Source organism: Kitasatospora sp. NPDC023176, assembly GCF_055560495.1.
The window spans coordinates 44,360-63,794 of record NZ_JBVHIP010000035.1 but is presented as its reverse complement, the minus strand read 5'-3'; the positions used below and the strand labels follow the sequence as shown (position 1 = coordinate 63,794).

At 74.5% G+C, this 19,435-nt stretch carries 16 protein-coding genes, 1 tRNA gene and 1 pseudogene; 10 read left to right on the top strand and 8 right to left on the bottom strand.

Going from position 1 to position 19,435, the window contains the following annotated elements; genetic code table 11:
- The first annotated feature begins 84 nt into the window (after positions 1-84).
- Both ACZ3YL_RS34070 and ACZ3YL_RS34065 read left to right on the top strand, forming a co-directional pair.
- Complete coding sequence (locus tag ACZ3YL_RS34070; protein WP_465661230.1) at positions 85-918, top strand: ABC transporter ATP-binding protein; 834 nt, start codon at positions 85-87, stop codon at positions 916-918.
- On the top strand, positions 912-3,491 hold the full coding sequence (locus tag ACZ3YL_RS34065; RefSeq protein ID WP_465661228.1) for an FtsX-like permease family protein: 2,580 nt from the start codon (positions 912-914) through the stop codon (positions 3,489-3,491). Before ACZ3YL_RS34070 ends, ACZ3YL_RS34065 begins: the two co-directional genes overlap by 7 nt.
- 109 nt (positions 3,492-3,600) lie before the next feature.
- Here ACZ3YL_RS34065 and ACZ3YL_RS34060 read toward each other — a convergent pair whose 3' ends face one another.
- Complete coding sequence (locus tag ACZ3YL_RS34060) at positions 3,601-4,764, bottom strand: hypothetical protein (protein ID WP_465661226.1); 1,164 nt, start codon at positions 4,762-4,764, stop codon at positions 3,601-3,603.
- Positions 4,765-5,035: 271 nt separating this feature from the next.
- Here ACZ3YL_RS34060 and ACZ3YL_RS34055 point away from each other — a divergent pair, with 271 nt between their 5' ends.
- Positions 5,036-5,890, top strand: coding sequence for a class I SAM-dependent methyltransferase (locus tag ACZ3YL_RS34055; protein WP_465661224.1), 855 nt, complete (start codon positions 5,036-5,038; stop codon positions 5,888-5,890).
- Positions 5,891-5,895: 5 nt separating this feature from the next.
- Positions 5,896-6,951: an aromatic ring-hydroxylating oxygenase subunit alpha gene (locus ACZ3YL_RS34050; RefSeq protein ID WP_465661222.1), complete on the top strand. Its 1,056-nt coding sequence runs from the start codon at positions 5,896-5,898 to the stop codon at positions 6,949-6,951.
- Positions 6,952-7,175: 224 nt separating this feature from the next.
- Here ACZ3YL_RS34050 and ACZ3YL_RS34045 read toward each other — a convergent pair whose 3' ends face one another.
- From ACZ3YL_RS34045 to ACZ3YL_RS34030, 4 genes are all read right to left on the bottom strand, one after another.
- Entirely contained in the window at positions 7,176-8,873 is a 1,698-nt protein-coding gene (locus ACZ3YL_RS34045; RefSeq protein WP_465661220.1) for a 4Fe-4S binding protein, read from the bottom strand.
- 49 nt (positions 8,874-8,922) lie between these two features.
- On the bottom strand, positions 8,923-9,840 hold the full coding sequence (locus ACZ3YL_RS34040) for an AurF N-oxygenase family protein (protein WP_188305771.1): 918 nt from the start codon (positions 9,838-9,840) through the stop codon (positions 8,923-8,925).
- Positions 9,841-10,157: 317 nt separating this feature from the next.
- Complete coding sequence (locus ACZ3YL_RS34035) at positions 10,158-11,180, bottom strand: RNA ligase family protein (RefSeq protein WP_188305772.1); 1,023 nt, start codon at positions 11,178-11,180, stop codon at positions 10,158-10,160.
- Between the two features lie 45 nt (positions 11,181-11,225).
- A complete protein-coding gene (locus ACZ3YL_RS34030) occupies positions 11,226-11,807 on the bottom strand; it encodes a TetR/AcrR family transcriptional regulator (protein WP_188305773.1) in 582 nt (193 codons plus the stop codon).
- A gap of 146 nt (positions 11,808-11,953) precedes the next feature.
- Here ACZ3YL_RS34030 and ACZ3YL_RS34025 point away from each other — a divergent pair, with 146 nt between their 5' ends.
- Both ACZ3YL_RS34025 and ACZ3YL_RS34020 read left to right on the top strand, forming a co-directional pair.
- Positions 11,954-13,360, top strand: coding sequence for an amidase (locus ACZ3YL_RS34025; RefSeq protein ID WP_465661217.1), 1,407 nt, complete (start codon positions 11,954-11,956; stop codon positions 13,358-13,360).
- Positions 13,361-13,495: 135 nt separating this feature from the next.
- Positions 13,496-13,708: a cold-shock protein gene (locus ACZ3YL_RS34020; RefSeq protein ID WP_188305775.1), complete on the top strand. Its 213-nt coding sequence runs from the start codon at positions 13,496-13,498 to the stop codon at positions 13,706-13,708.
- A 252-nt stretch (positions 13,709-13,960) separates the two neighbouring features.
- Here ACZ3YL_RS34020 and ACZ3YL_RS34015 read toward each other — a convergent pair whose 3' ends face one another.
- A complete protein-coding gene (locus tag ACZ3YL_RS34015; protein ID WP_188305776.1) occupies positions 13,961-14,605 on the bottom strand; it encodes a response regulator transcription factor in 645 nt (214 codons plus the stop codon).
- 101 nt (positions 14,606-14,706) lie between these two features.
- Positions 14,707-15,930 carry a sensor histidine kinase gene (locus tag ACZ3YL_RS34010; RefSeq protein ID WP_465661214.1) on the bottom strand — a complete coding sequence of 408 codons (1,224 nt, stop codon included), beginning with the start codon at positions 15,928-15,930 and terminating at the stop codon, positions 14,707-14,709.
- Between the two features lie 143 nt (positions 15,931-16,073).
- On the opposite strand from ACZ3YL_RS34010, the gene ACZ3YL_RS34005 reads away from it, so the two are divergent.
- A complete protein-coding gene (locus ACZ3YL_RS34005) occupies positions 16,074-17,216 on the top strand; it encodes a serine hydrolase domain-containing protein (protein ID WP_188305600.1) in 1,143 nt (380 codons plus the stop codon).
- A 289-nt stretch (positions 17,217-17,505) separates the two neighbouring features.
- On the opposite strand, the gene ACZ3YL_RS34000 is transcribed toward ACZ3YL_RS34005, so the two are convergent.
- Positions 17,506-17,589 (bottom strand) — tRNA-Leu (locus ACZ3YL_RS34000).
- A 212-nt stretch (positions 17,590-17,801) separates the two neighbouring features.
- Here ACZ3YL_RS34000 and ACZ3YL_RS33995 point away from each other — a divergent pair.
- From ACZ3YL_RS33995 to ACZ3YL_RS33985, 3 genes and pseudogenes are all read left to right on the top strand, one after another.
- Positions 17,802-18,698 carry a LysR family transcriptional regulator gene (locus ACZ3YL_RS33995; RefSeq protein ID WP_188305599.1) on the top strand — a complete coding sequence of 299 codons (897 nt, stop codon included), beginning with the start codon at positions 17,802-17,804 and terminating at the stop codon, positions 18,696-18,698.
- Between the two features lie 110 nt (positions 18,699-18,808).
- Entirely contained in the window at positions 18,809-18,991 is a 183-nt protein-coding gene (dmpI, locus tag ACZ3YL_RS33990; RefSeq protein WP_188305598.1) for a 4-oxalocrotonate tautomerase DmpI, read from the top strand.
- A gap of 161 nt (positions 18,992-19,152) precedes the next feature.
- Positions 19,153-19,260, top strand: a pseudogene (locus ACZ3YL_RS33985) (VOC family protein); the annotation flags it as partial.
- Positions 19,261-19,435 lie beyond the last annotated feature (175 nt).

The following is a 19,435-nucleotide window of genomic DNA, read 5'->3' as shown; positions in this document are numbered from 1 at the left end:
CGAGGGGGGTGTAGCCAGCTACACCCCCAGGAGTGAACCCCTGGTCATTGAGCCACCCCCGCCCCGGGCGATGGGATGGGGATCATGAACGCCACGGACTTTGCCGTCGAACTCCGCTCCGTCCGCCGGACCTACCGGCGCGGGCCCGAGCCCGTCATCGGCCTCGCCGATGTGACCATCGGGTTCCCCTTCGGCACCTTCACCGCCGTCATGGGCCCCTCCGGCTCCGGCAAGTCGACCCTGCTGCGGTCGGCGGCCGGGCTGGAGGCCATCGACGGCGGCGAGGTGCGGGTCGACGGCACCGTCCTCGGCGGGCTGCGCGACAAGGAGCTGACCGTCCTGCGCCGGGAGCGGATCGGCTTCGTCTTCCAGTCCTTCAACCTGCTGCCCGCGCTGACCGCGGCCCAGAACGTCGCGCTCCCGGCCCGGCTCTCCGGCCGCCGCCCCGGGCCGGCCGAGGTGACCGCCGCGCTGGCCGCCGTGGGCCTCGCCGACCGGGCCGGGCACCGGCCGGCCGAGCTGTCCGGCGGCCAGCAGCAGCGGGTCGCCATCGCCCGGGCGCTGATCACCCGCCCGGCCGTCCTGCTCGCCGACGAGCCCACCGGCGCGCTGGACTCCAGCAGCGGCCGCGAGGTGCTCGCCCTGCTACGCGGGATGGCGGACGACCCGGGCCGGGCGGTGGTGATGGTCACCCACGACCCGGTCGCCGCCGGGTACGCGGACCGGGTGCTCTTCCTCCGGGATGGCCGGCTGGCCGGCTCGCTGGAGCGGCCCACCGCCGAACAGGTCGCCGCCCGGATGACCGCGCTGGAGGCGCAAACCTCGGAGGCCCAGCCGTCGGAGGCCCAGCCGGCGGGCGTCCAGCCGGCGGGCACCCAGGTGTCGGACGCCCAGGCGCCGGAGGCCGTCGCATGCTGACCCTCGCCCTCGCCTCCGTCCGGCTCCGCTGGGCCTCGTTCGTCGGCAGCTTCATCGCGCTGGCCTGCGGCGTCGCCCTGATGGCCACCTCGCTGCTGGTCATCGCCGCCACCGCCGACGTCCCCGACCAGGGCCGCCAGCGCTTCTCCCAGGCCCCGGTGCTGGTGACCGCCGACCTGAACGTGGACTTCACCCCCGCCGGCGGCGACCCCCAGCCCACCCCGGTCCCCGCCCAGCCGGGCCTGCCCGCCGCCCTGATCGCCGCCGTCGCCGCGACCGGCCCGACCGTCGCGGACCACACCTTCTACGCCCAGCTCGCCGACGGCCCGCGCGGACAGGTCGGCCGCGCCTGGTCCGGCGCGGCCCTGGGCGGCTACCGGCTCACCGCCGGCGCCGCACCCAGGGCCGACGACCAGGTCGTCATCGGCGGCGGCAGCCCGGAGCAGGTCGGCCGGCAGGTCCGGTACGTCACCGCCGACGGCCCGCACACCGCGACGGTCTCCGGCGTCACCGAGGCCGAGGCCTTCGAGCACGCCGTCTTCTTCACCGACGCCCAGGCCGCCCGCTACTGCCCCGCCGTCGGCGTGCTGGCCGCCTTCGGCCCCGCCGACGCGGTGCGCCGGGCCGTGGACGCGGCCGGCGGCGCGAGCGTCGCCCGGGTGCTCACCGGCGCCGAGCGCAGCCAGGCCGACCCGCACCACGCCGAGGTCAGCAGCCGGCTGGACGACGTGCAGACCCCGCTCGGCCTGTCCGCCGCGGTCTCCAGCGGCACCGCCGTGTTCGTGGTGGCCGGCACCTTCGCGCTGTCCATCGCGCAGCGCCGGCGCGAACTCGCGCTGCTGCGGCTGATCGGCGCCACCCGCCGGCAGCTGCGCGCCCTGGTCAACCGGGAGGCGCTGGTGGTCGGCGTCCTGGCCTCCGCCGCCGGGTGCGCGCTGGGCGCGGCCGGGGCGGCGCCGGCCGGCCGCTGGCTGGTCGACCACGCCATGGTGCCGGCCGAGTTCACCGTCCCGGTCACCTGGTGGGGGCTGCTCGTCGCGGGCGCCATCGGGCTGCTGACCGCGATCGGCGGCGTGCTGGTCTCCTCGCTGAAGGCCGGACTGATCAGCCCCGGCGAGGCGCTCGCGGACGCGGACGTGGAACGGCGCTCGCGCGGCGCGCTGGCGTTCCGCTGGCTGAGCGGCCTGGTGGTGCTGGGCGGCGGCATCGTGGCCCTGGTGCTGACGGCCCGCACCTGGCCGGACGCGGCGGCCAACGCCGCCGACTCGCTCGCCCTGCTGCTGGCCATCGTCGCGGGCTGCGTCCTGCTGGCGGCCGTGCTGGCCGGGCCGGCGATCCGGCTGCTGACCGCGCTGCCCGCGCTGGTGGGCCGGCTGCGCGGGCGCCCCGCCGAGGAGACCGGCGGCATCGTCTGGGCCACCGCCCGGCAGAGCTCGCTGACCGCCTTCCGGCGCACCGCGGCGACCACCACCCCGGTGGTGCTGGTGATCGCCTTCGCCGGGTGCCTGCTCGGCAGCATCGACACCATCAACCGCTCGCAGGTCAGCGAGGTGCGCCACCAGCTGTCCGCCGCCGACCTGGTCGTCAGCCCGGCCGGCACCCCCGGGCTGAACCGGACCGTGGTGGACCGGGTCCGGGCCGTCCCCGGGGTGCGGGCGCTGGTCATCACCCCGACCTCGCTGATGGCCGTCGACCCGACCGGCCAGGCCCTGGTGCCGCTCAGCGCCGCCACGGCGGACCCTGCCGCGCTGGCCGAGGTCGACCGCCTGCCGGTGGTCGCGGGCTCGCTCGCCGACCTCGGCCCCGGCTCGGTGGCGCTCAGCCGTACCTGGCCGGGCTCGCCCCGGGTCGGCGGGCGGGTCTCGGTCCGGCTGGCCGACGGCACCCCGCGCGACGTGCGGGTCGTCGCCCTGCTCGGCAGCGGTGCCGAGACCGTCCAGGCCTGGGTGACCGGCGCCGACGCCGTCACCGCCGGGGTCAACGGCCCGGGCGGCGTCGGCGGCCCGGCCCTGGCGAGCCGGATCGACCTGCGGGTGCTGCCCGGCACCGACCCCCAGCGGGCCGCCGCCGCGCTGCGGACCGCCGTGGACGGGCTGGGCGCCCGGCTCTCCACCCCCGAGGAAGTCTGGTCGGCCGCCGGCGACAGCACCGAACAGGCCGCCTGGGACGCCCTGTTGATGATCCTCGGACTGGCCATCGGCTACGCGGGGATCGCCCTGGCCAACTCGCTGGTGATGACGGTCAGCGACCGCCGCCAGGAACTCGCCCTGCTGCGGCTGGCCGGCGCCACCCGGGGCCAGGTGCTGCGCACCGTCGCCGTGGAGACGCTGATGTGCGTGGCCGCCGGCACCCTGCTGGGCGTGCTCGGCACCGCGATCAGCGTCGGCGGCTCCTGGGCCGCGCTGACCGCCCTGGTCGGCCCGACGCCCGCGATGGTGCCCTGGACGGCGATGGCCGCGCTCGCCGCCGGCTGCGCGGCGATCGCCCTGACGGCGGCGGTGCTCCCGACCGCACTGGCCCTGCGCGGCCGGGACGGGCAGGGCATCCTGCGCGGAGCGGCGGGCGCGGCCTGAGCCCTCGGGGTCGTCTTAGACCGCCCGGTGCCGGTGGCTTCCGTGGAGCCACCGGCACCGGGCGGCCCACTGAGCGGAGCGGGGGTGCACCTGGCGGCCCGGAGCCCGGTCACACCTTCCCGAAGACGACGTCCGTCAACTCCAGCCACAGGTCCAGTTTGTGGGCCACGAGCTTGAACTTGTGGTCCGAGCCACGCAGCCGCTCGTAGGTGGCGACCAGCAGGTGCGCCACCCGCTCGGTCTCGGCCGGGAGCTTGCTGTGGATGAGGTCGGTCCAGCGCGGCGAGGTCCGGCTCCCGTCGTGGAGAGTCTCCAAGGGCAGGCTCCGGCAGGCCGCCCAGGTCACCAGCTCGGGGGCGTACTCCAGCAGCTTCCAGCACCCCTTGCTGTTCCGCTTGAGCATCCGGGCGATCGCCTTCTGGGTCTCCCGCCTGGCCTCCACCGCGCGTTGGATGCTGATGGCGTGCAGGTCCTCGTGGACGAGGCTGCGGTAGGACGGGCTTGCGATGTCCGTCCACAGCTCCTTCAGTCCCTGGTCGGTCTGCAGTCGGTTGCTCAGCTGAGGGCGCGGCGCGTGCGAGAGTGCAGCGAGCGAGCGGAACACGTCGCCGGGGGTGAATCCGACAGGGTGCGGCCCGGACACGATCCCTCGCCTCGGTTCGAAGTACCCTCCCTCCTTCCGGAACTCTTCCTGGACGGTGAGGAGGTACGGACAGCGGGCGAGATTGTCCTGCGGTTCGAGCGCGTTGACGTGATGAGCGGCTTCGTCGCACAACTCACGAGCCCGGTCGATGTCTTCCCCGGTGACGATCACGACCCACAGCACGGCCCTGGCAAGCTGCGCGGGGGCCAGCTCGCGAGCGAGGTGGGACATAGTGACCAGGCGTTGGAATCCGTCGAAGCACTCGATGTCCACGATGCCGAGGCGCCCTGCGCCGCCCGACCGGCCGGGTTCCCAGTGCGGGCTCCGCGAGGCGAGGACGATGGGCGGCCCGAAGAACCCCGCTTCCTCCGGCCGTTCGCGCAGCGTGGTCGCGAAGGCCCGGTTCACCGCACTGTCCGGCAGGTAACCGCGTCGGCTGCGCAACATGAAGGCCGCATCGGGCATGTCCGCCAATACGGCCAACTCGGATGCGTCGATCAGGGCGATCCAACGGTTGCCGATGGCCGCAACGTGCCGGACCGCGAGGATGTGCCGACCAGGGGTCGGCGGGGTGTCCGCCTCCAGCGAGATTCCCTGCCAAGTGCCAAGCAGTCCGTGATTGTTGTTCATGGCCGGTTCAACGCCTCGCGAGCGCCCAGGTTGCGGCTCGTAGTCACGGCCCGGACCCACCGCTCCCGGGCACGACGGAGCCCGCTGCCATCGGTCGCCGGGCCGCCCGGCCCGCCGGTGGGTGTCCTCCTTCGTCCCGACCGTCCCCTGGCTGCGGGACACAGCCTGGTCAGCTGATCACCCCGTCCGACGAGCGCACCAACCCTCCCGGCGGCGCAACCGGCCGTGGCGCCGCCGGGAGCAGCCGGTCGAGCGCCGCTAGCGTGCCCCCATGGGCGCTCAGGAGCTGGATCTCACCGCGCTGCGCCGGGTGTACGGAAACGCCGGGAGCCGGTGGTTCTACACCCGGGTGGCGCGCAACGCCCGGCACTGGGGGTGGACCGAGCCCGGGCAGTCGAAGTGGCGGCTGTGGCGGGCGCAGCGGCAGCTGGAGGACGTGCTCGGGCGCAAGCTGGCCCTGCCCGCCGGGGCGCGGGTGCTGGACGCGGGCTGCGGGGCCGGGGTGGTGGCCCGGGCGATGGCGGCCCGGTTCGGGCTGCTGGTCACCGGGGTCGACGTGCTGGACTTCCACGTCGCCGAGGCCCGTCGACTGAGCGCCGACGCCGCACTGGCCGGCCGGACCGCCTTCTCCTGCGGCGACTTCCATGAACTCCCCTTCCCCGAGGGCACGTTCGACGGCGCGTACTCGATGGAGACGCTCGTCCACTCCTACCGCCCGGCCCGCGCGCTGGCAGAGTTCCACCGGGTGCTCCGCCCGGGCGGTCGGCTGGTGCTGCTCGGCCCGATGAGCACCGGCCCGCTGGAGGAACTCCCGTCGTCCGCGCGGGCCTTGCTCGAACCGTACCTGGACGCGATGGCGATGACCGGCGCCCGGCTCTACCACGCGGGCAACCTGGCGCAGCTGCTCGCCGGGGCCGGCTTCGAGGTCGAGGAGGCCCTGGACGCGACGCCGCACTACCTGCCGACCACCGAGGCGGTGCACGCGTACTTCCGACTGCCCTGGGAGCTGCTGCGCCGCGTCGGCGACCCGGCGCGGTGGCTCAATCTCCGCTCCACGGTGGAGATGTACGCGGTGCGCGAGCACATCGCCTGGTACGTTCACACCGCCGTCAAGCCACCGAGGTGACCGCCATGGACGAGCACTCCGCCCCGCTGCCGTACCCGAGCGGCTGGTTCTGCGTCGGTCGGACGCGTGATCTGCCGCCCGGCCGGGTCCGTACGGCCCGGCTGATGGGCGAGGACGTGGTGCTGTACCGGACGCGGCGGGGCGCGGTGCGCGCGATCGGACCGCACTGCCCGCACCTGGGCGCGCACTTCGGCGCGGGCGGGCGGGTCCACGGCGAGGACCTGGTCTGCCCGTTCCACGGCTTCGCCTTCGCCCCGGACGGCTCCTGCACCGGCTCGCCGGACGGCACCCGGTTCCGCGGTGAACTGACGAAGCGTCATCTCGTCGAGCGGGACGGCGCGTTGTTCGTCTGGCGGGGCGGACCGGACGGCACGCCGCCTACCTGGGAGCTGCCGCCGGCGGTCGGCGTGCGGCCGCTCGCCTGGTGGAGCGGAGAACTGCTCTCGCATCCGCAGGAGGTGCTGGAGAACAGCGTGGACTTCCGGCACGTGTCCGTGCTGCACGGCCTGGACGCCCAGGAGACGGCGCCGCCGGAACCGGACGGCCCGCTGTTCACCATCCACCAGCGCACCACCACCCGGTTCCCCGGGCTGGGCGCGGTGAGCCTGGAGCAGCCGGTAACGCTGGCCGGGCTGGGGCTGATGCGGCTGACCGCCGAACTGCCGGAGCTGGGCAGCACGCTACGGGTGTGGGTGCTGCCGACGCCGCTCGCACCCTGGCGCACCCTGGTGCGCTTCGCGGCGACCAGCACCGTGCCGGTGCCCGGGGTCGGGGCGGCGCGGGTCGTGGACCGGGCCGCCTCCTGGGTGGCGCTCCAGGCCTCGGTGCGGATCATCAAGCAGGACCGCCCGGTGCTGGCGCACAAGCGGTACCTGGCGCAGCCGCGGCTCGTGCCCGGGGAGCGTTCGATCGGGCTGTTCCGGCGCTGGGCGCGGCAGTTCTATCCGGTCGGGTCCGGCGGTGCCTGGGATTCCGAGGCCGCCGGCGAGTCCCAGACCGGGTCGGGCAGTCCGGGCACCGACCGCCCCTCCGACTGCCAGCGGCGGGCCAGCTCGGCGTAGATCGGCGCTCCCGGATCCCGGTCCGACCCCGGGTCCGGAGGGCGCCCCGGTTCCGGAGGGCGCCCCGCGCCTGGCAGGATCGTTTCTTCGGCCGGCCAACGCCAAAGAGCCGGCATCACCCCAAAACTGCTCACATCCGCCCAACGCGCCCCACCCGCCCCGGGTCACGGCCGCGTCAACCGGACGGCCCGCGCATCCACCCCGCACGAGCCGTCCGCCGGGGCTCAGCGCCGCCGCCCCGCCGCCAGCAGCTCCGCCAGCGTCGCCAGCTTCACCCGGGGCCGCCCCTGCGCCGCGCCCCGCTCGCGCTCCGCCCGGTCCACCGCGCGCAGTTCCTTCAGCCCCACCGCGTCCGGCCGGCGCCGCCGCACCAACTGCTCGAACTCCGTCCGCCCCGCCGGGGGCACCGGCAGTGCCTGGGCCTGCGCGTCGTCCATCAGCGCGTCCACCGTCTCGCGCGCGCAGGCCCGGTTGGCGCCGATCCCGCCGGACGGCCCGCGCTTGGCCCAGCCGACCACGTACGCGCCGGGCAGCGGCCGGCCGGTGGCCGGGTCGACCACCCGTCCGCCGTGCTGCGCGACCGTCCCGGTCCGCTCGTCGAACGGCAGTCCGGGCACCGGCACGCCCCGGTGCCCGATGGAGCGCACCACCAGGGCGGCGCGCAGGGTGTCCCGCCGAGCGGTCGGGCCGGCCGGGCCAGTCGGATCGATCGGCCCAGCCGGGTCGATCGGGTCGCCGTCCGCTGTCAGCGCGGTCCGTTCGACGGTCAGCCCCGAGACCCGGCCGTCCGCCTCGGTCAGCTCGACCGGCGTCGACAGGAAGCGCAGCACGATCCGCCGCCCCGGCCCGGGTTCGGCGTCCCCGTCGTGGCGCACCAGCGGCAGGTCGGCGAGCAGCGCGGCCCTGGAGTCCGGCGCGGCGGCCTCGATCGCGGCCCGCACCTGCGGGTGGTCCTCCACCACCAGCTCGACGCCCGGCAGCCGGCGCAGCCCCAGGAACTCGGGCGCGCTCCAGGCGGCCTGCTCGGGCCCGCGCCGGGCCAGCAGCACGACCTCCCGCACCCGGCTGCGGCGCAGCGCGGCCAGGGCGTGGTCGGCGATGTCGGTGGCGGCGAGCCGGTCCGGGTCGGTGAGCAGGATGCGGGCGATGTCCACCGCGACGTTGCCGTTGCCGACCACCACCACCCGCTCGGCGGACAGGTCCACGGTGTCGGCCGGCACCGTCGGGTCGGCGTTGTACCAGCCGACGAAGGAGGTCGCGGGCACGCTGCCGGGCAGGTCCTCGCCGGGCACGCCGAGCCTCCGGTCGGCGGCCGCGCCGACCGCGTACACCACCGCGTGGTGGTGCGCGGCCAGTTCCTGGTGGCTGACGTCGGTGCCGACCTCCAGGTTGAGGTGCATCCGCAGCCGCGGGTCGTGGAAGACGCTCGCGAAGCTCTCCGCGATCCGCTTGGTGGACTGGTGGTCGGGCGCGACGCCGTGCCGCAGCAGGCCGCCGGTGACCGGCAGCCGGTCGATCATGGTGAGTTCGGCGCTGGTGCAGCGCAGCAGTTCCTGCGCGGTGTACCCGGCGGAGGGTCCGGTGCCGACCACGGCGATCCGCAGGGTGCCGACCTCGCCCGGCAGGCTGCGCGGGAAGCTGGGCGCGCCCCAGGCGTGGTCGTTGGGGTGGTCGCGGTACCAGTCGCGGTTGAGGTCGCCGAAGACGACGTCCGGCCCGCGCAGCCGGTCGACCGGGAACACCGCGTCCACCGGGCAGGCGTCCGCGCAGGCGCCGCAGTCGATGCACGCCCGGGGGTCGATGTACAGCAGGTCGGTGGTGCCGAACTCCGGTTCGTCCGGGGTCGGGTGGATGCAGTTGACCGGGCAGACGGAGACGCACGAGGCGTCGTTGCAGCAGGATCGGGTGATCGCGTAGGCCATGGCCGGAGTCGGGTCCTCGCTAGAGCTGACGGTCCGTCAGGGTCGGTGGTCAGAGCATGTGCACGCGGCGGTAGACCGCCGCCGCGCGGCTGGTGATCAGCCCGGTCTCGGCGAGGAACGCCATCAGGTGCCGGGAGCTGTTGCGCATCATCGCCTTGCGGTGCTCGTTGCCCTTCGCCTCGTCGAGGGCCCGCGCGACGTCCAGCCCGGCGGCCTTGTAGACGCCCGGGTGCACCATGCTGCTGACGATGACGTACGCGCCGATCGCGATGCCGGTGGCCGAGGCGCGGCGGCGGGCCGGGCTCGCGTGGCGCACCCGCTCGCGGATCTCCTGCCGGGCGAACTTCATGTGCCGGGACTCCTCGACCACGTGGATCCGGGAGGTGCCGCGGACGATCTCCAGGACGTTCTCGCCGCGCATCCAGTCGCGCTGCATGACGTCCAGCACCTCCTCGGCCACCAGGATGCCGCCGTAGGCGAGTTCACCCTTGGCGAGGGCCTTGAAGGCGCGCCCGGCCTGGGCGATCACCTTGTTGGGGCGGTAGGCGGGGACGCCCATCTTCTGGCAGGCGCGGGCGAACATGATCGAGTGGCGGCACTCGTCGGCGATCTCGGTGAGCGCGAACTGGAACTCGGCGCTGGCGGGGTTCTTGAGGTACTGGTCGCGCAGCACCATCTGCTGGAGGATCATCTCGAACCAGATGCCGGTGTTCATGATCGAGCAGACCTCGTGCCGGGTGAGGGTGACCCGCTGCTGCTCGGTCATCTCGTCCCACAGCCGGGTGCCGTAGAGGGTGCTCCACTCGGGGTTGAGGCCGTAGTGCCCGGCCGGGAGGGGGGCGTCCCAGTCGATCTCGGTCATGGGGTCGTAGGAGAGGGTGGCGGCCGAGTCCAGCAGCCGCTTCGAGACGTCGTCGTCGGCCGCCGTGTGGCCGTGTTCCGCCGCCGCCTGCCGGATGAGAGCCATGGCTGCCTCCAGGTGCCTGCCCCTGCGGGTTCCCGCTCACCCGCTTATTAGACGGACAGTACAATAAGAGCCGGTTCCCGAGAACCCCCCGCGCGACGCCGAACCGGCGCGGGGCCGACGGCGCGCGCCCCCTCTGTCGCGTCGCGCGTCATACGGACGTACATCGGGCGTCATACGGACATACGTCCCCTCACATGCCCTGCGGACGTACGTCCCGCGCGGGCGGCCGGGACGACGGTGCCCAGTGCGCCCGCGCCACCGGGCCGACGCCCGCGCCACCGGGTCAGCGCCCGCACCAACGCGCCCGCACCAACGCGTCAGCGGCTGCGCCGGTCCGCCGCGTCGAAGGCAGCGAGGGAGCGGGCGCCGGGGGCGAGGGCGTGGCGGAGGGCGGTGAGTACGGCGGGTTCCAGACCGCCGAGGGCCTCGGCGAGTTCGTCGGTGATGTCCTGGGCGATCTCCGCGGCCACCGTTTCCGCCGGGGTGCGGGGGCCGAGTTTGCTGACGGCCGCGGCGGCGCGGGTGGGGGTGAGGAGGGCGGAGGCCTGGACCAGGAGCCAGGCGGGGACGCCGGCCGCACCCTCGGGCGGGGGGAGGTAGGGGCGGGCGCCGTCGTAGCGTTCGTCCTCGGCGAAGGCCTTCTGCTTGACCTTGATCACCGGCCGGGCGGTCTCCGACTCGTGCCATTCGCCGGCCGGCTTGAGGACGTACCCCTCGGCGAAGTTGGCGAGCCGGCCGGGCAGTTCGGTCAGTGCGGGCAGGCCGAACAGGGCGGGGACCCGGCTGGGGAAGGCGACCGGCAGGCCTTGCAGGGCGTTCAGGGTGCCGCGCCCGAGCAGCGGTACGCAGGTGAGCCCGGCGGTGGCGGCGGCGGACCGGAGGTCGCGGTCGGAGATCCACCACCGGCCGTCGGCCGTCTCCACCGTGGCGTCGAAGGGCAGCCAGCGCAGCCCGGGGGCGTACCAGACACCGGTCTGCACGGGTTCGACGCCGGGGGCGGCGGGCACCTCGGGGTGCGGGTAACGGCCGCCGGCCAGCTCCCCGTACACCGTGACGACGGCGGCCGACCCCCGCGCCGCCCGCACGGCCGCCGCGAAGCGCCCGGCGGCGACGGCGAGTTGAGGCCAGATCCGGCTGACGCCGAAGAAGGCGTCGAGGTCCTCGTCGCCGAGCAGGTCGCGCCGCTTGGCGGCCCGTACGGTGGTGCCGTCGCAGACCACCGCGAAGTGCGCGCCGTGCACCTTCTCGGCCGCGATCCACTCGCGGGCGCCGGGTGCGCCGGGGCGTCCCTTCGCGGGGATCTTCGGATAGGGCGTCAGTTCGGACCGGGAGTCGGACACGACCAGGATCCTCGCCGCTGGGCCCGCCCGGTGGCAACGGGATTCCTAAGCCCGCTCCCACAGCCCGGCGAGGTGCGCGTGGAGGAGGTCCTCGGCCTCCGCCGCCGTCCGGTGGCCGATGAGGACGTGGGCGGTGAGTCCGTCGGTGAGGGCGAGCAGGGTGCGGGCTTCGCGTCGGGCGTCGAGGGCGTGGGAGGCCTCGGCGACGAGCCGGGCGAGCAGTCCTTCGAGGTCGGCGTAGCTGGTGCGGAGGCCGGCGGCCAGGGCCGGGTTGACGGCGGCGGCGGCGAGGAAGGCGAGCCAGATCCGGGCTTCGGCGCGGTGTTCGGCGCGGAGCAGGGCGACTTCGGCGGCGGCGTGTCCGAGGGTGCTCGCGGCGGACTGGGCCGGGCCGGCCAGGACGCGGCCGTGGACCCGTTCGGTGACGCGTTCGCCGATGTGGGCGAGGGCGAACCGGAGCATCTCCTCCTTGCTGCGGAAGCAGCGCTGGACGGCTCCCATGGAGACGTCGGCCCGGGTGGCGACGTCCCGCAGGGTGACGCCTTCCAGGCCCTGGGTGTCGATCAGCGCGCACACCGCTTCGGCGATGTGCCGGCGCCGTTCCTCGTGGTCGACCTGCTTGGGCATCCGCCCCCCACCTCCCTGTTCCGACCCGACCCGCTCCGGACTGCTCCGGGCTGTTCCGGACTGTCTCCAGTTATTCCGATGCAAGCGTATCGGCTCTCCCGCTAAGGTTTCGATGCAAACGCATCGGAACCCACCAGGAGAAGCCCATGTGGAAACTCCCCGCCACCGCCATCGCCGCCGCCGTCCGCAGCGGCGAGGTGTCCGCGCGCGAGGTGGTGGACTCCCACCTCGCGCGCATCGCCGAGGTCAACCCGCAGGCCAACGCCGTCACCCAGCTCCTCGCCGACCGCGCCCGCGCCGCCGCCCGGGAGACGGACCGCGCCCGCGCCGCCGGCGAGCGGCTCGACCCGCTCGCCGGGGTGCCGTTCACGGTCAAGGAGTGCACCCGCATCGAGGGCGTCCCGACCACCTTCGGCACCCCGCGCTTCCGCGACCTCACCGCCCCCGCCGACGCCATCCCGGTGGCCCGGCTGCGCGCCGCCGGGGCGATCCCGATCGGGCACAGCAACATGCCGACCCTGATCCTGGCCGGGATGCACACCCGTAGCGAGCTGTACGGCGACACCCGCAACCCCTGGGACGCCACCCGCACGCCGGGCGGCACCAGCGGCGGGGACGGCGTGGCGGTGGCCACCGGCATGGCCGCGCTCGGGCTCGGCAACGACTCCGGCGGCTCGGTCCGCATCCCGGCCGCGTTCTGCGGGGTCGCCGCGCTCAAGCCGACCACCGGCCGGTTCGCCGCCGACCAGCGCCTGCTGGGCCCGGACGATCCCGGCCCGGCCTCCCAAGTCCTGGTCACGGACGGCCCGTTGGCCCGTACGGTGGCCGACCTGCGGCTCGCGTACGAGACCCTGGCCGGCCCCGACCCCCGCGACCCCCGGGCCGTTCCCGTGCCGCTGTACGGAGAGCCCCTCGACGGCCCGCCGAGGGTCGCCGTGGTCGCCGACCCGGGCGGCCACGGCGTCCACCCGACCGTCCGCCGTGCGGTCGAGGCCGCCGCGGCGGCGCTGCGCGACGCCGGGTACCAGGTGGACGAGGTGCCCGACGTCCCCCGGCTGGACGAGGCGCTGGAGGCCTACCACCGGCTCTGCGTCACCGAGTTCACCCCGAGCTGGCCCGCCGTGCGGCAGTTGCTGGGCGAGGGCGGGGACCGCTACATCGAGCTGACCATGCGCAGCGCCCCGCCCGCCGACGCCGCCGGGCTGATCGGGCTGATGAGCACCTGGATGAACGTCCGCCGCTCCTGGACGGAGTTCCTGGCGGCGTACCCGCTGCTGCTCGGCCCGGTCTTCACCGAGCCGCCGGTCGAACCCGGCCTGGAGTCCCGGGACCAGGCCGGGCGGGACCGGGTCGCCATGGCCATGCGGCTCTGCTCGGTCACCAGCTTCGTCGGCGTCCCGGCTGTCGCCGTCCCCACCGGGCTGGACCCCGCCGGCCTGCCCACCGGGGTGCAGCTCGTCGGGCGTCCGTTCCGCGAGGACCTCTGCCTGGCCGCCGCCCAGCACATCGAGGACCGGCTCGGCACCCTCACCCCGGTCGACCCGAGGGCGTAGCGGCGCGGACCCCGGCCCACCCGGCCCGGGGCGCCTCCCGAGAACCGGGTCGCACCACTACGCTTCGTGCCGAATCGCATGCTCTGCGTGAGATGATCACGCGACGGCACCGCGATCCGACCCCGAGGAGTAGACATGGCCGAGCGCCAGAACGGCACCGTGAAGTGGTTCAACGACGAGAAGGGCTACGGGTTCATCAGCCCGGAGTCCGGCGATGACCTGTTCGTGCATTTCCGGGCGATCGAGTCGACCGGTTTCAAGTCCCTGGTGGAGGGCCAGAAGGTCTCCTTCGAGGCCGTCCAGGGGCAGAAGGGCATGCAGGCCGACAAGGTCCGGATCGAGGAGTAGGCACCTCGGTGGACCCCACCCGCGCGCCCGGTCGACCACGACCGGGCGCGCGTTCGGCTTTCCGGGCGCGGTGCGGCAGGCCCCGGGGGTGGCGTTCACCGCCGGTCCGTTGCCATGAGAACGGCGGGCGGGCATTGCCGCCAGGAAGCGGGACGTGGAGACCGCCGAGCAGGCACGGCGGGCACGGCGGGCACGGCGGGCACGCTGCCGGGACTCGGGCCCGCGTCCGCGAACGGCCGGCGGGCCGGCGGCTCAGCCCGTGAACCCCGGCACCACCAGTCCCGACTCGTACGCGATCACCACGGCATGGGTCCGGTTCTGCGCCCCGAGCTTGGTCAGCACGTTCCCGACGTGGGTCTTGACCGTCTCCAGGCTCACGGTCAGCGTCTCGGCGATCTCCGGGTTGGACAGCCCGGTGGCCATCAACCGCAGCACCTCCTCCTCCCGCCCGGTCAGCGCCGCCCTCGGCAGCGCCTCGGCGGAGTCCAGCGGGCGGGCGGCGACCATCCGGCGCAGCGCGGCCGGGAAGAGGATCGCCTCGCCCGCCGCCACCACCCGTACCGCCTCGGCGATCTGCCGGACCGGCAGCCGCTTGAGCACGAAGCCGCTGGCCCCGGCGCCGAGCGCGGCGGTGACGTAGCCGTCGTTCTCGAAGGTGGTGATCACCACGACCTTCGGCGCTTCGACGGGAGCCTCGGCCAGCAGCTGCCGGGTGGCGTCGATCCCGTTGCGGCGCGGCATCCGCACATCCATCAGGACGACGTCCGGCCGCAGCCGCAGCGCCTGCTCGACCGCGTCGACGCCGTCGGCGGCCTCCCCGACCACCTCGATCCCCGGCTGGGCGGCGAGCAGGGTGCGCAGGCCGCTGCGGGTGACTTCGTCGTCGTCCGCGATCAGGAGCGTGACGGAGGCACTCGGCGCCCCCGCACCCGAGGCCGCCGTGCCCGAGGCCGCTACGCCTGGAGCTCCCCCACCGGATGCCCCCGCGTCGGAGTCGCTCACGCCGTGACCCGGACCGGCAGCCGGACCGCCAGCTTCCAGCGCTCGGGCCCGTCCGGCCCGGCCGCGAACTCGCCGTGCAACAGCCGTACCCGCTCCGCGAGTCCGGGCAGGCCGTGCCCGGAGGTCGGGAAGTCGCCCGCGCCGGCGCCCGGGCCCGTCCGGTTCACCACCCGCAGTTCCAGCGCGTCCGGCGACGCCGTGACGCGGACTTCGATCGGCCCGCCGGCCCCGTGCCGCAGCGCATTGGTCAGCCCTTCCTGCAGGATCCGGTACGCCGCCCGGGAGAGCGTCCCCTGCACCTGGGCGAGGTCGCCGGACAGGTCCGGTTCCACCACGGCGCCCGCGTGGCGCAGCCGGTCGAGCAGGTCGGGCAGGTCGGCGAGGGTCCGGGTGGGAGCGGTGGCCGCGCCCTCCTCGCGCAGCACGCCGAGCACGTAGTCCAGGTCCTCCAGCGCGGCCCGGGTGGACTCCTCGATGCTGCGCATGGCGGCCCGCGCCGCGGCCGGGTCGGCGGCGAGCACCTCGCCCGCCACGGCGGCCTGGATGGTGGCCGCTGTCAGGGTGTGCCCGATGGAGTCGTGCAACTCGTGGGCGAGCCGGTTGCGTTCGGCCAGCAGCAGTTCCCGTTCGGCGGCCAGCGCGAGCCGCTCGGCGGCGGACGGCCCGAGCAGCTTCGGCGCCGCCCATCGCAGGATGCCCGTCACCGCCGCGCAGCCGGCCGCCGCCAGCAGCAGGCAGCAGGCCGCGGCGGGCCAGCTCCACCAGCCGCCGCTCAGCTGCGGCGACCAGTCGAACAGGGTCAGCCGCGCCTCGCCGCCGAGCCAGCCGCCCGGCAGTGTCACGCCCGCGATCAGCAGCAGCCCGCTCACCAGCGCCCCCGTCCACCCCAGGGCCACGTGCAGCACCAGCCAGGCGGGGGTCCGCCAGCGGTCGGCGCCGGGCTGCCCGGCCGCGGGGGCCGGCAGCGGCACCCTCAGCAGGCGGCGGGCGGCGGCGATCAGGGCCCGCCGCGTGGTGCGGGCCAGCCCGACCGCGCCGATCAGGACGGCCCAGAGCAGCAGCGTCAGCGCGGCCTGCACCGCGTAGGGGGCGGAGCGTCCGGCCAGGGCCGGCAGCATGGCGAACGGCAGCAGCGGAAGGCTCGCCAACGCGCCGACGTAGGCGAACAGTGCACCCGTGTACGTGGAGCCGCGCAGCAACGGCCGGATTCCCGTGATCATGCTCGCCAGTATGTCCGGGCAGGTCAGCGGCGGCCTCCCCCGATCGGGGGAGGGTTTTCTCCCGCCTTCCCGCGATGCGCGCCGGCGGTCCGGAACCCATGATCGTGTCCACTGATTCCCAAGGATTCCAACGGAGTTGACTCATGCGTGAGCAGACCTGGCAGAAGCGCTCCCGGCGGCGGACGGTGTCGGCGGTGGCGGCACTGGCCATCGGCGTCGTGACGGCGGGCGTCCTGGCGCCTTCCGCCGCCGCCGCTCCCAGGCCCGACAGCGTCCAGCGGGGCCTGAACGCCCTGGTGCAGTCCGACGGCCTGCCGGGCGCGCTGGCGAGCGTGCAGGACGGTACGGGCCGCACCCGCAGCTACACGGCCGGGGTCGGCGACCTGGCCACCGGCGCGAAGGTACCCAAGGACGGCCAGGTGCGGATCGGCAGCAACACCAAGACCTTCACGGCCGTCGTCGCCCTGCAACTGGTCGGCGAGGGGAGGATCGGCCTCGACGAGCCGGTCGAGACCTACCTGCCGGGCATCGTGCGCGGGGACGGCATCGACGGCGGCCACATCACCGTCCGCGAACTGCTCCAGCACACCAGCGGGCTCCCCGACTACGAGGGCGACATCGAGGAATCCGTCATGCAGCAGCGGTACTTCGAGCCGCGCGAGCTGCTGGACCTGGCCTTCCGGCACAAGGCCGACTTCCCCCCGGGGAAGCGGTTCGGGTACAGCAGCACCAACTACGTGCTGGTCGGCCTGATCGTCCAGAAGGTCACCGGCCGCCCGCTCGCCGAGGAGATCGACCGGCGCGTCATCCAGCGGATCGGGCTGCGCCACACCTACTTCCCCGCCGTCGGGGACCGTACGATCCGGGAGGCCCACCCCAAGGGCTACCGTCAGGAGAAGCCGGGCGGACCGCTGATCGACACCACCGAGCTGGACCCTTCGGCGGGCTGGGCAGCGGGCCAGCTGACCTCCACCGACTCCGATCTGAACCGGTTCTTCAGCGCGCTCCTGGCCGGCGACCTCCTCCCGCCGGCGCAGCTCGCCCAGATGCGCACCACCGTCCCGATCGGGGACACCGGCGCCGGGTACGGGCTGGGGATCATCAGCCGCCCGCTGTCCTGCGGCGGCGTCTACTGGGGTCACGGCGGGGACATCCCGGGCTACGAGTCCCGGGGCGGCGCGACGGACGACGGCCGCGCCGCCGACATCACGGTGACCAGCATCCCGGCAGACGGGGCCGTCACCAGGCGTCTCGAAAGCGTCGTCGACGCGGCCCTCTGCCGCTGACCGGCCCCGGGGCACCGGAGCGGCCGGTCGACCGTCGGGCCGACCGGCCGGCTCTCGGGGTCAACCGGCGTGGCACCCCGCAGTTCATGTCGCCCGAGCACGGCACCGGGGCCGAGATCACCCCGGCCTACAGCGTCCTGCTCGCCCTCTGGAAGCCCGCCGCGTAGCGCACGACGGCCAGCCGGGCCGGAAGGCCGGCCGTCTCCGGTGGTGGCACAAACGACGAAACGGCGCCTCCCACAATGACTTCCGTCACTGCGGGAAGCACCGTTCCGTCGGTACTTCGCTGTGCGCGAGGGGGGAGTTGAACCCCCACGCCCTTTCGGGCACTGGAACCTGAATCCAGCGCGTCTGCCTATTCCGCCACCCGCGCATCTGGGTGATGGGTTAACTATAGACCACCTGGAGGGGTGCCTTCGACCAGCTCAGAGCGACGGGGGGAGGCCGCCCTCGCGGACGGCCGCCGCCAAGGAACCCCGGGCGGAGGCCGAGAAGACCTGGGACGGCTGCTACGACACCTGCGCCGAGCGGATGCCCGCCCGCCTGCGACGATGGGCCCGTCGACCGATCAAGCAGGGGGCCCGCATGGAGCTACGGCAGCTGCGCTGCTTCGTCGCCGTCGCCGAGGAGCTGCACTTCGGCCGGGCCGCCGAGAAGCTGCTGCTCGGGCAGCCCGCCGTGAGCCAGCAGGTCCGGCGGCTGGAGCGGGAGTTGAAGGTCGAGCTGTTCGACCGCTCGCCCCGGTACGTCCGGCTGACCCCGGCCGGGGAGCGCTTCCTGCCCGCCGCCCGCAACGTCCTCTCGGCCGAGGACGCCGCCCGCGCCCTCGCCGCCGATCTGGCCGCGCCCGCCGTCCTGCGGCTGGGCACCATCACCGGGCTCGCCGAGCGGCTCGACCTGATCCTGGAGACCTACCAGCAACGGGCCCCCGGGGTGCGGGTCGAACTGCACTCGGCCCCGGTGCGGGAGCGGCTCGCCCAGCTCGCGGACGGCCGCCTGGACGCCGCCTTCGTCCGGGGCGCCATCGCCGAGAACAGCCCCGGTCTGCGCTTCCTGCCCGTATGGGAGGACGAGTTGGTGCTCGCCCTGCCCGCCCGGCACCCGCTCGCCGCCCAGCCCGAGGTCGATCTCGCCGAACTCGCCGACCTGCCACTGCGGTTGACCGAGCACGGCAACCACCCGGCGCTGGTGGACCTGGTGCTGGACGCCTGCACGGCCGCCGGATTCCGGCCGGTCCTCGGCCCGGCGCACGGCACCCTGCAGAACACCCTGGCCTCGATCGGCACCGGGACCCCGATGTGGACGGTGGTGTACGCCGCCAACGCCCGGATGGTGAACGCCCGCCGAGTGGCCTTCCGCCGCTGCCGGACCCCGCTGGCCCTGCCGACCTCGCTCGCCGTACGACGCTCCGCCCCGCTCCCCCGGCTGCTCCTGGAGGCCTGCCGCATGACGCCCCCGACCTGCGACGATCAGGATTCGTGATCGCTGCCAGAGCGATTCGGGTCTGGGTGCGGGCGGCCCGATCGGGTGGACTGTTCCCAGCCGGACAACCCGGCGGGAAGATCCACCCGAATCCCGGTCAGGAGCCGAAGATGCCGATCGTCACCATCCAGCAGGGCCCGCGCAGCGTCGAGCAGAAGCGCGAGCTGGTCGAGAAGGTCACCGCGGCGTTCGTGGAGACGCTCGCGGTCCCCGCCGAGAGCGTGTTCGTGTTCGTCAACGAGTACCAGCCGGAGAGCTGGGGCGTGGCCGGCAAGCTCACCGCGGACCGATAGGACCGTCAGGGCCAAGAAGGCCAAGAAGGCCAAGAGGGCCAAGAGGACCGGCAGGACCAGTACGACCAGTGACCCGCCGGGCCCGCCGACGCACCCCGTCGGCGGGCCCCCGGGGCTGAAACCCTTCGCGCCGAGGCGTGTTGACCGGAACGGTCACGAGCGCGCGCCCGGCGGACATCGGCCAGACCGGCGACGAGTCCTGGCACGTACTCGCCGATCCGGAGGGCAACGAGTTCCGCCCGCTCAAGGCCCGCCTCAACCCGCTCTGACGGCCCGCAGGCCCGGATCCACGGCCCCCGCCGGCGAGTTGAGGCGCCCAGGTTCCGCAGCGACCGCCCGCGTGACGTCCGCCTCCCCGCCAGTGCCGGGAGGCCTTCACCAACCCGGTCCTTCGTTCACAGACGATATTCTGACCGGTCATGGCCAAAACCCACCGGTAGGGGG

Excerpts from the sequence above, each read along its gene's own strand:
- ACZ3YL_RS34030 (WP_188305773.1), bottom strand. The coding sequence starts at position 11,807 with ATGCCCAAGCAGGTCGACCACGAGGAACGGCGCCGGCACATCGCCGAA.
- ACZ3YL_RS34010 (WP_465661214.1), bottom strand. The coding sequence starts at position 15,930 with ATGATCACGGGAATCCGGCCGTTGCTGCGCGGCTCCACGTACACGGGT.
- ACZ3YL_RS34020 (WP_188305775.1), top strand. The coding sequence starts at position 13,496 with ATGGCCGAGCGCCAGAACGGCACCGTGAAGTGGTTCAACGACGAGAAG.
- ACZ3YL_RS34005 (WP_188305600.1), top strand. The coding sequence starts at position 16,074 with ATGCGTGAGCAGACCTGGCAGAAGCGCTCCCGGCGGCGGACGGTGTCG.
- ACZ3YL_RS34025 (WP_465661217.1), top strand. The coding sequence starts at position 11,954 with ATGTGGAAACTCCCCGCCACCGCCATCGCCGCCGCCGTCCGCAGCGGC.
- ACZ3YL_RS34045 (WP_465661220.1), bottom strand. The coding sequence starts at position 8,873 with ATGGCCTACGCGATCACCCGATCCTGCTGCAACGACGCCTCGTGCGTC.
- ACZ3YL_RS34055 (WP_465661224.1), top strand. The coding sequence starts at position 5,036 with ATGGGCGCTCAGGAGCTGGATCTCACCGCGCTGCGCCGGGTGTACGGA.
- ACZ3YL_RS33995 (WP_188305599.1), top strand. The coding sequence starts at position 17,802 with ATGGAGCTACGGCAGCTGCGCTGCTTCGTCGCCGTCGCCGAGGAGCTG.
- ACZ3YL_RS34040 (WP_188305771.1), bottom strand. The coding sequence starts at position 9,840 with ATGGCTCTCATCCGGCAGGCGGCGGCGGAACACGGCCACACGGCGGCC.
- dmpI (WP_188305598.1), top strand. The coding sequence starts at position 18,809 with ATGCCGATCGTCACCATCCAGCAGGGCCCGCGCAGCGTCGAGCAGAAG.
- ACZ3YL_RS34060 (WP_465661226.1), bottom strand. The coding sequence starts at position 4,764 with ATGAACAACAATCACGGACTGCTTGGCACTTGGCAGGGAATCTCGCTG.
- ACZ3YL_RS34070 (WP_465661230.1), top strand. The coding sequence starts at position 85 with ATGAACGCCACGGACTTTGCCGTCGAACTCCGCTCCGTCCGCCGGACC.
- ACZ3YL_RS34050 (WP_465661222.1), top strand. The coding sequence starts at position 5,896 with ATGGACGAGCACTCCGCCCCGCTGCCGTACCCGAGCGGCTGGTTCTGC.
- ACZ3YL_RS34065 (WP_465661228.1), top strand. The coding sequence starts at position 912 with ATGCTGACCCTCGCCCTCGCCTCCGTCCGGCTCCGCTGGGCCTCGTTC.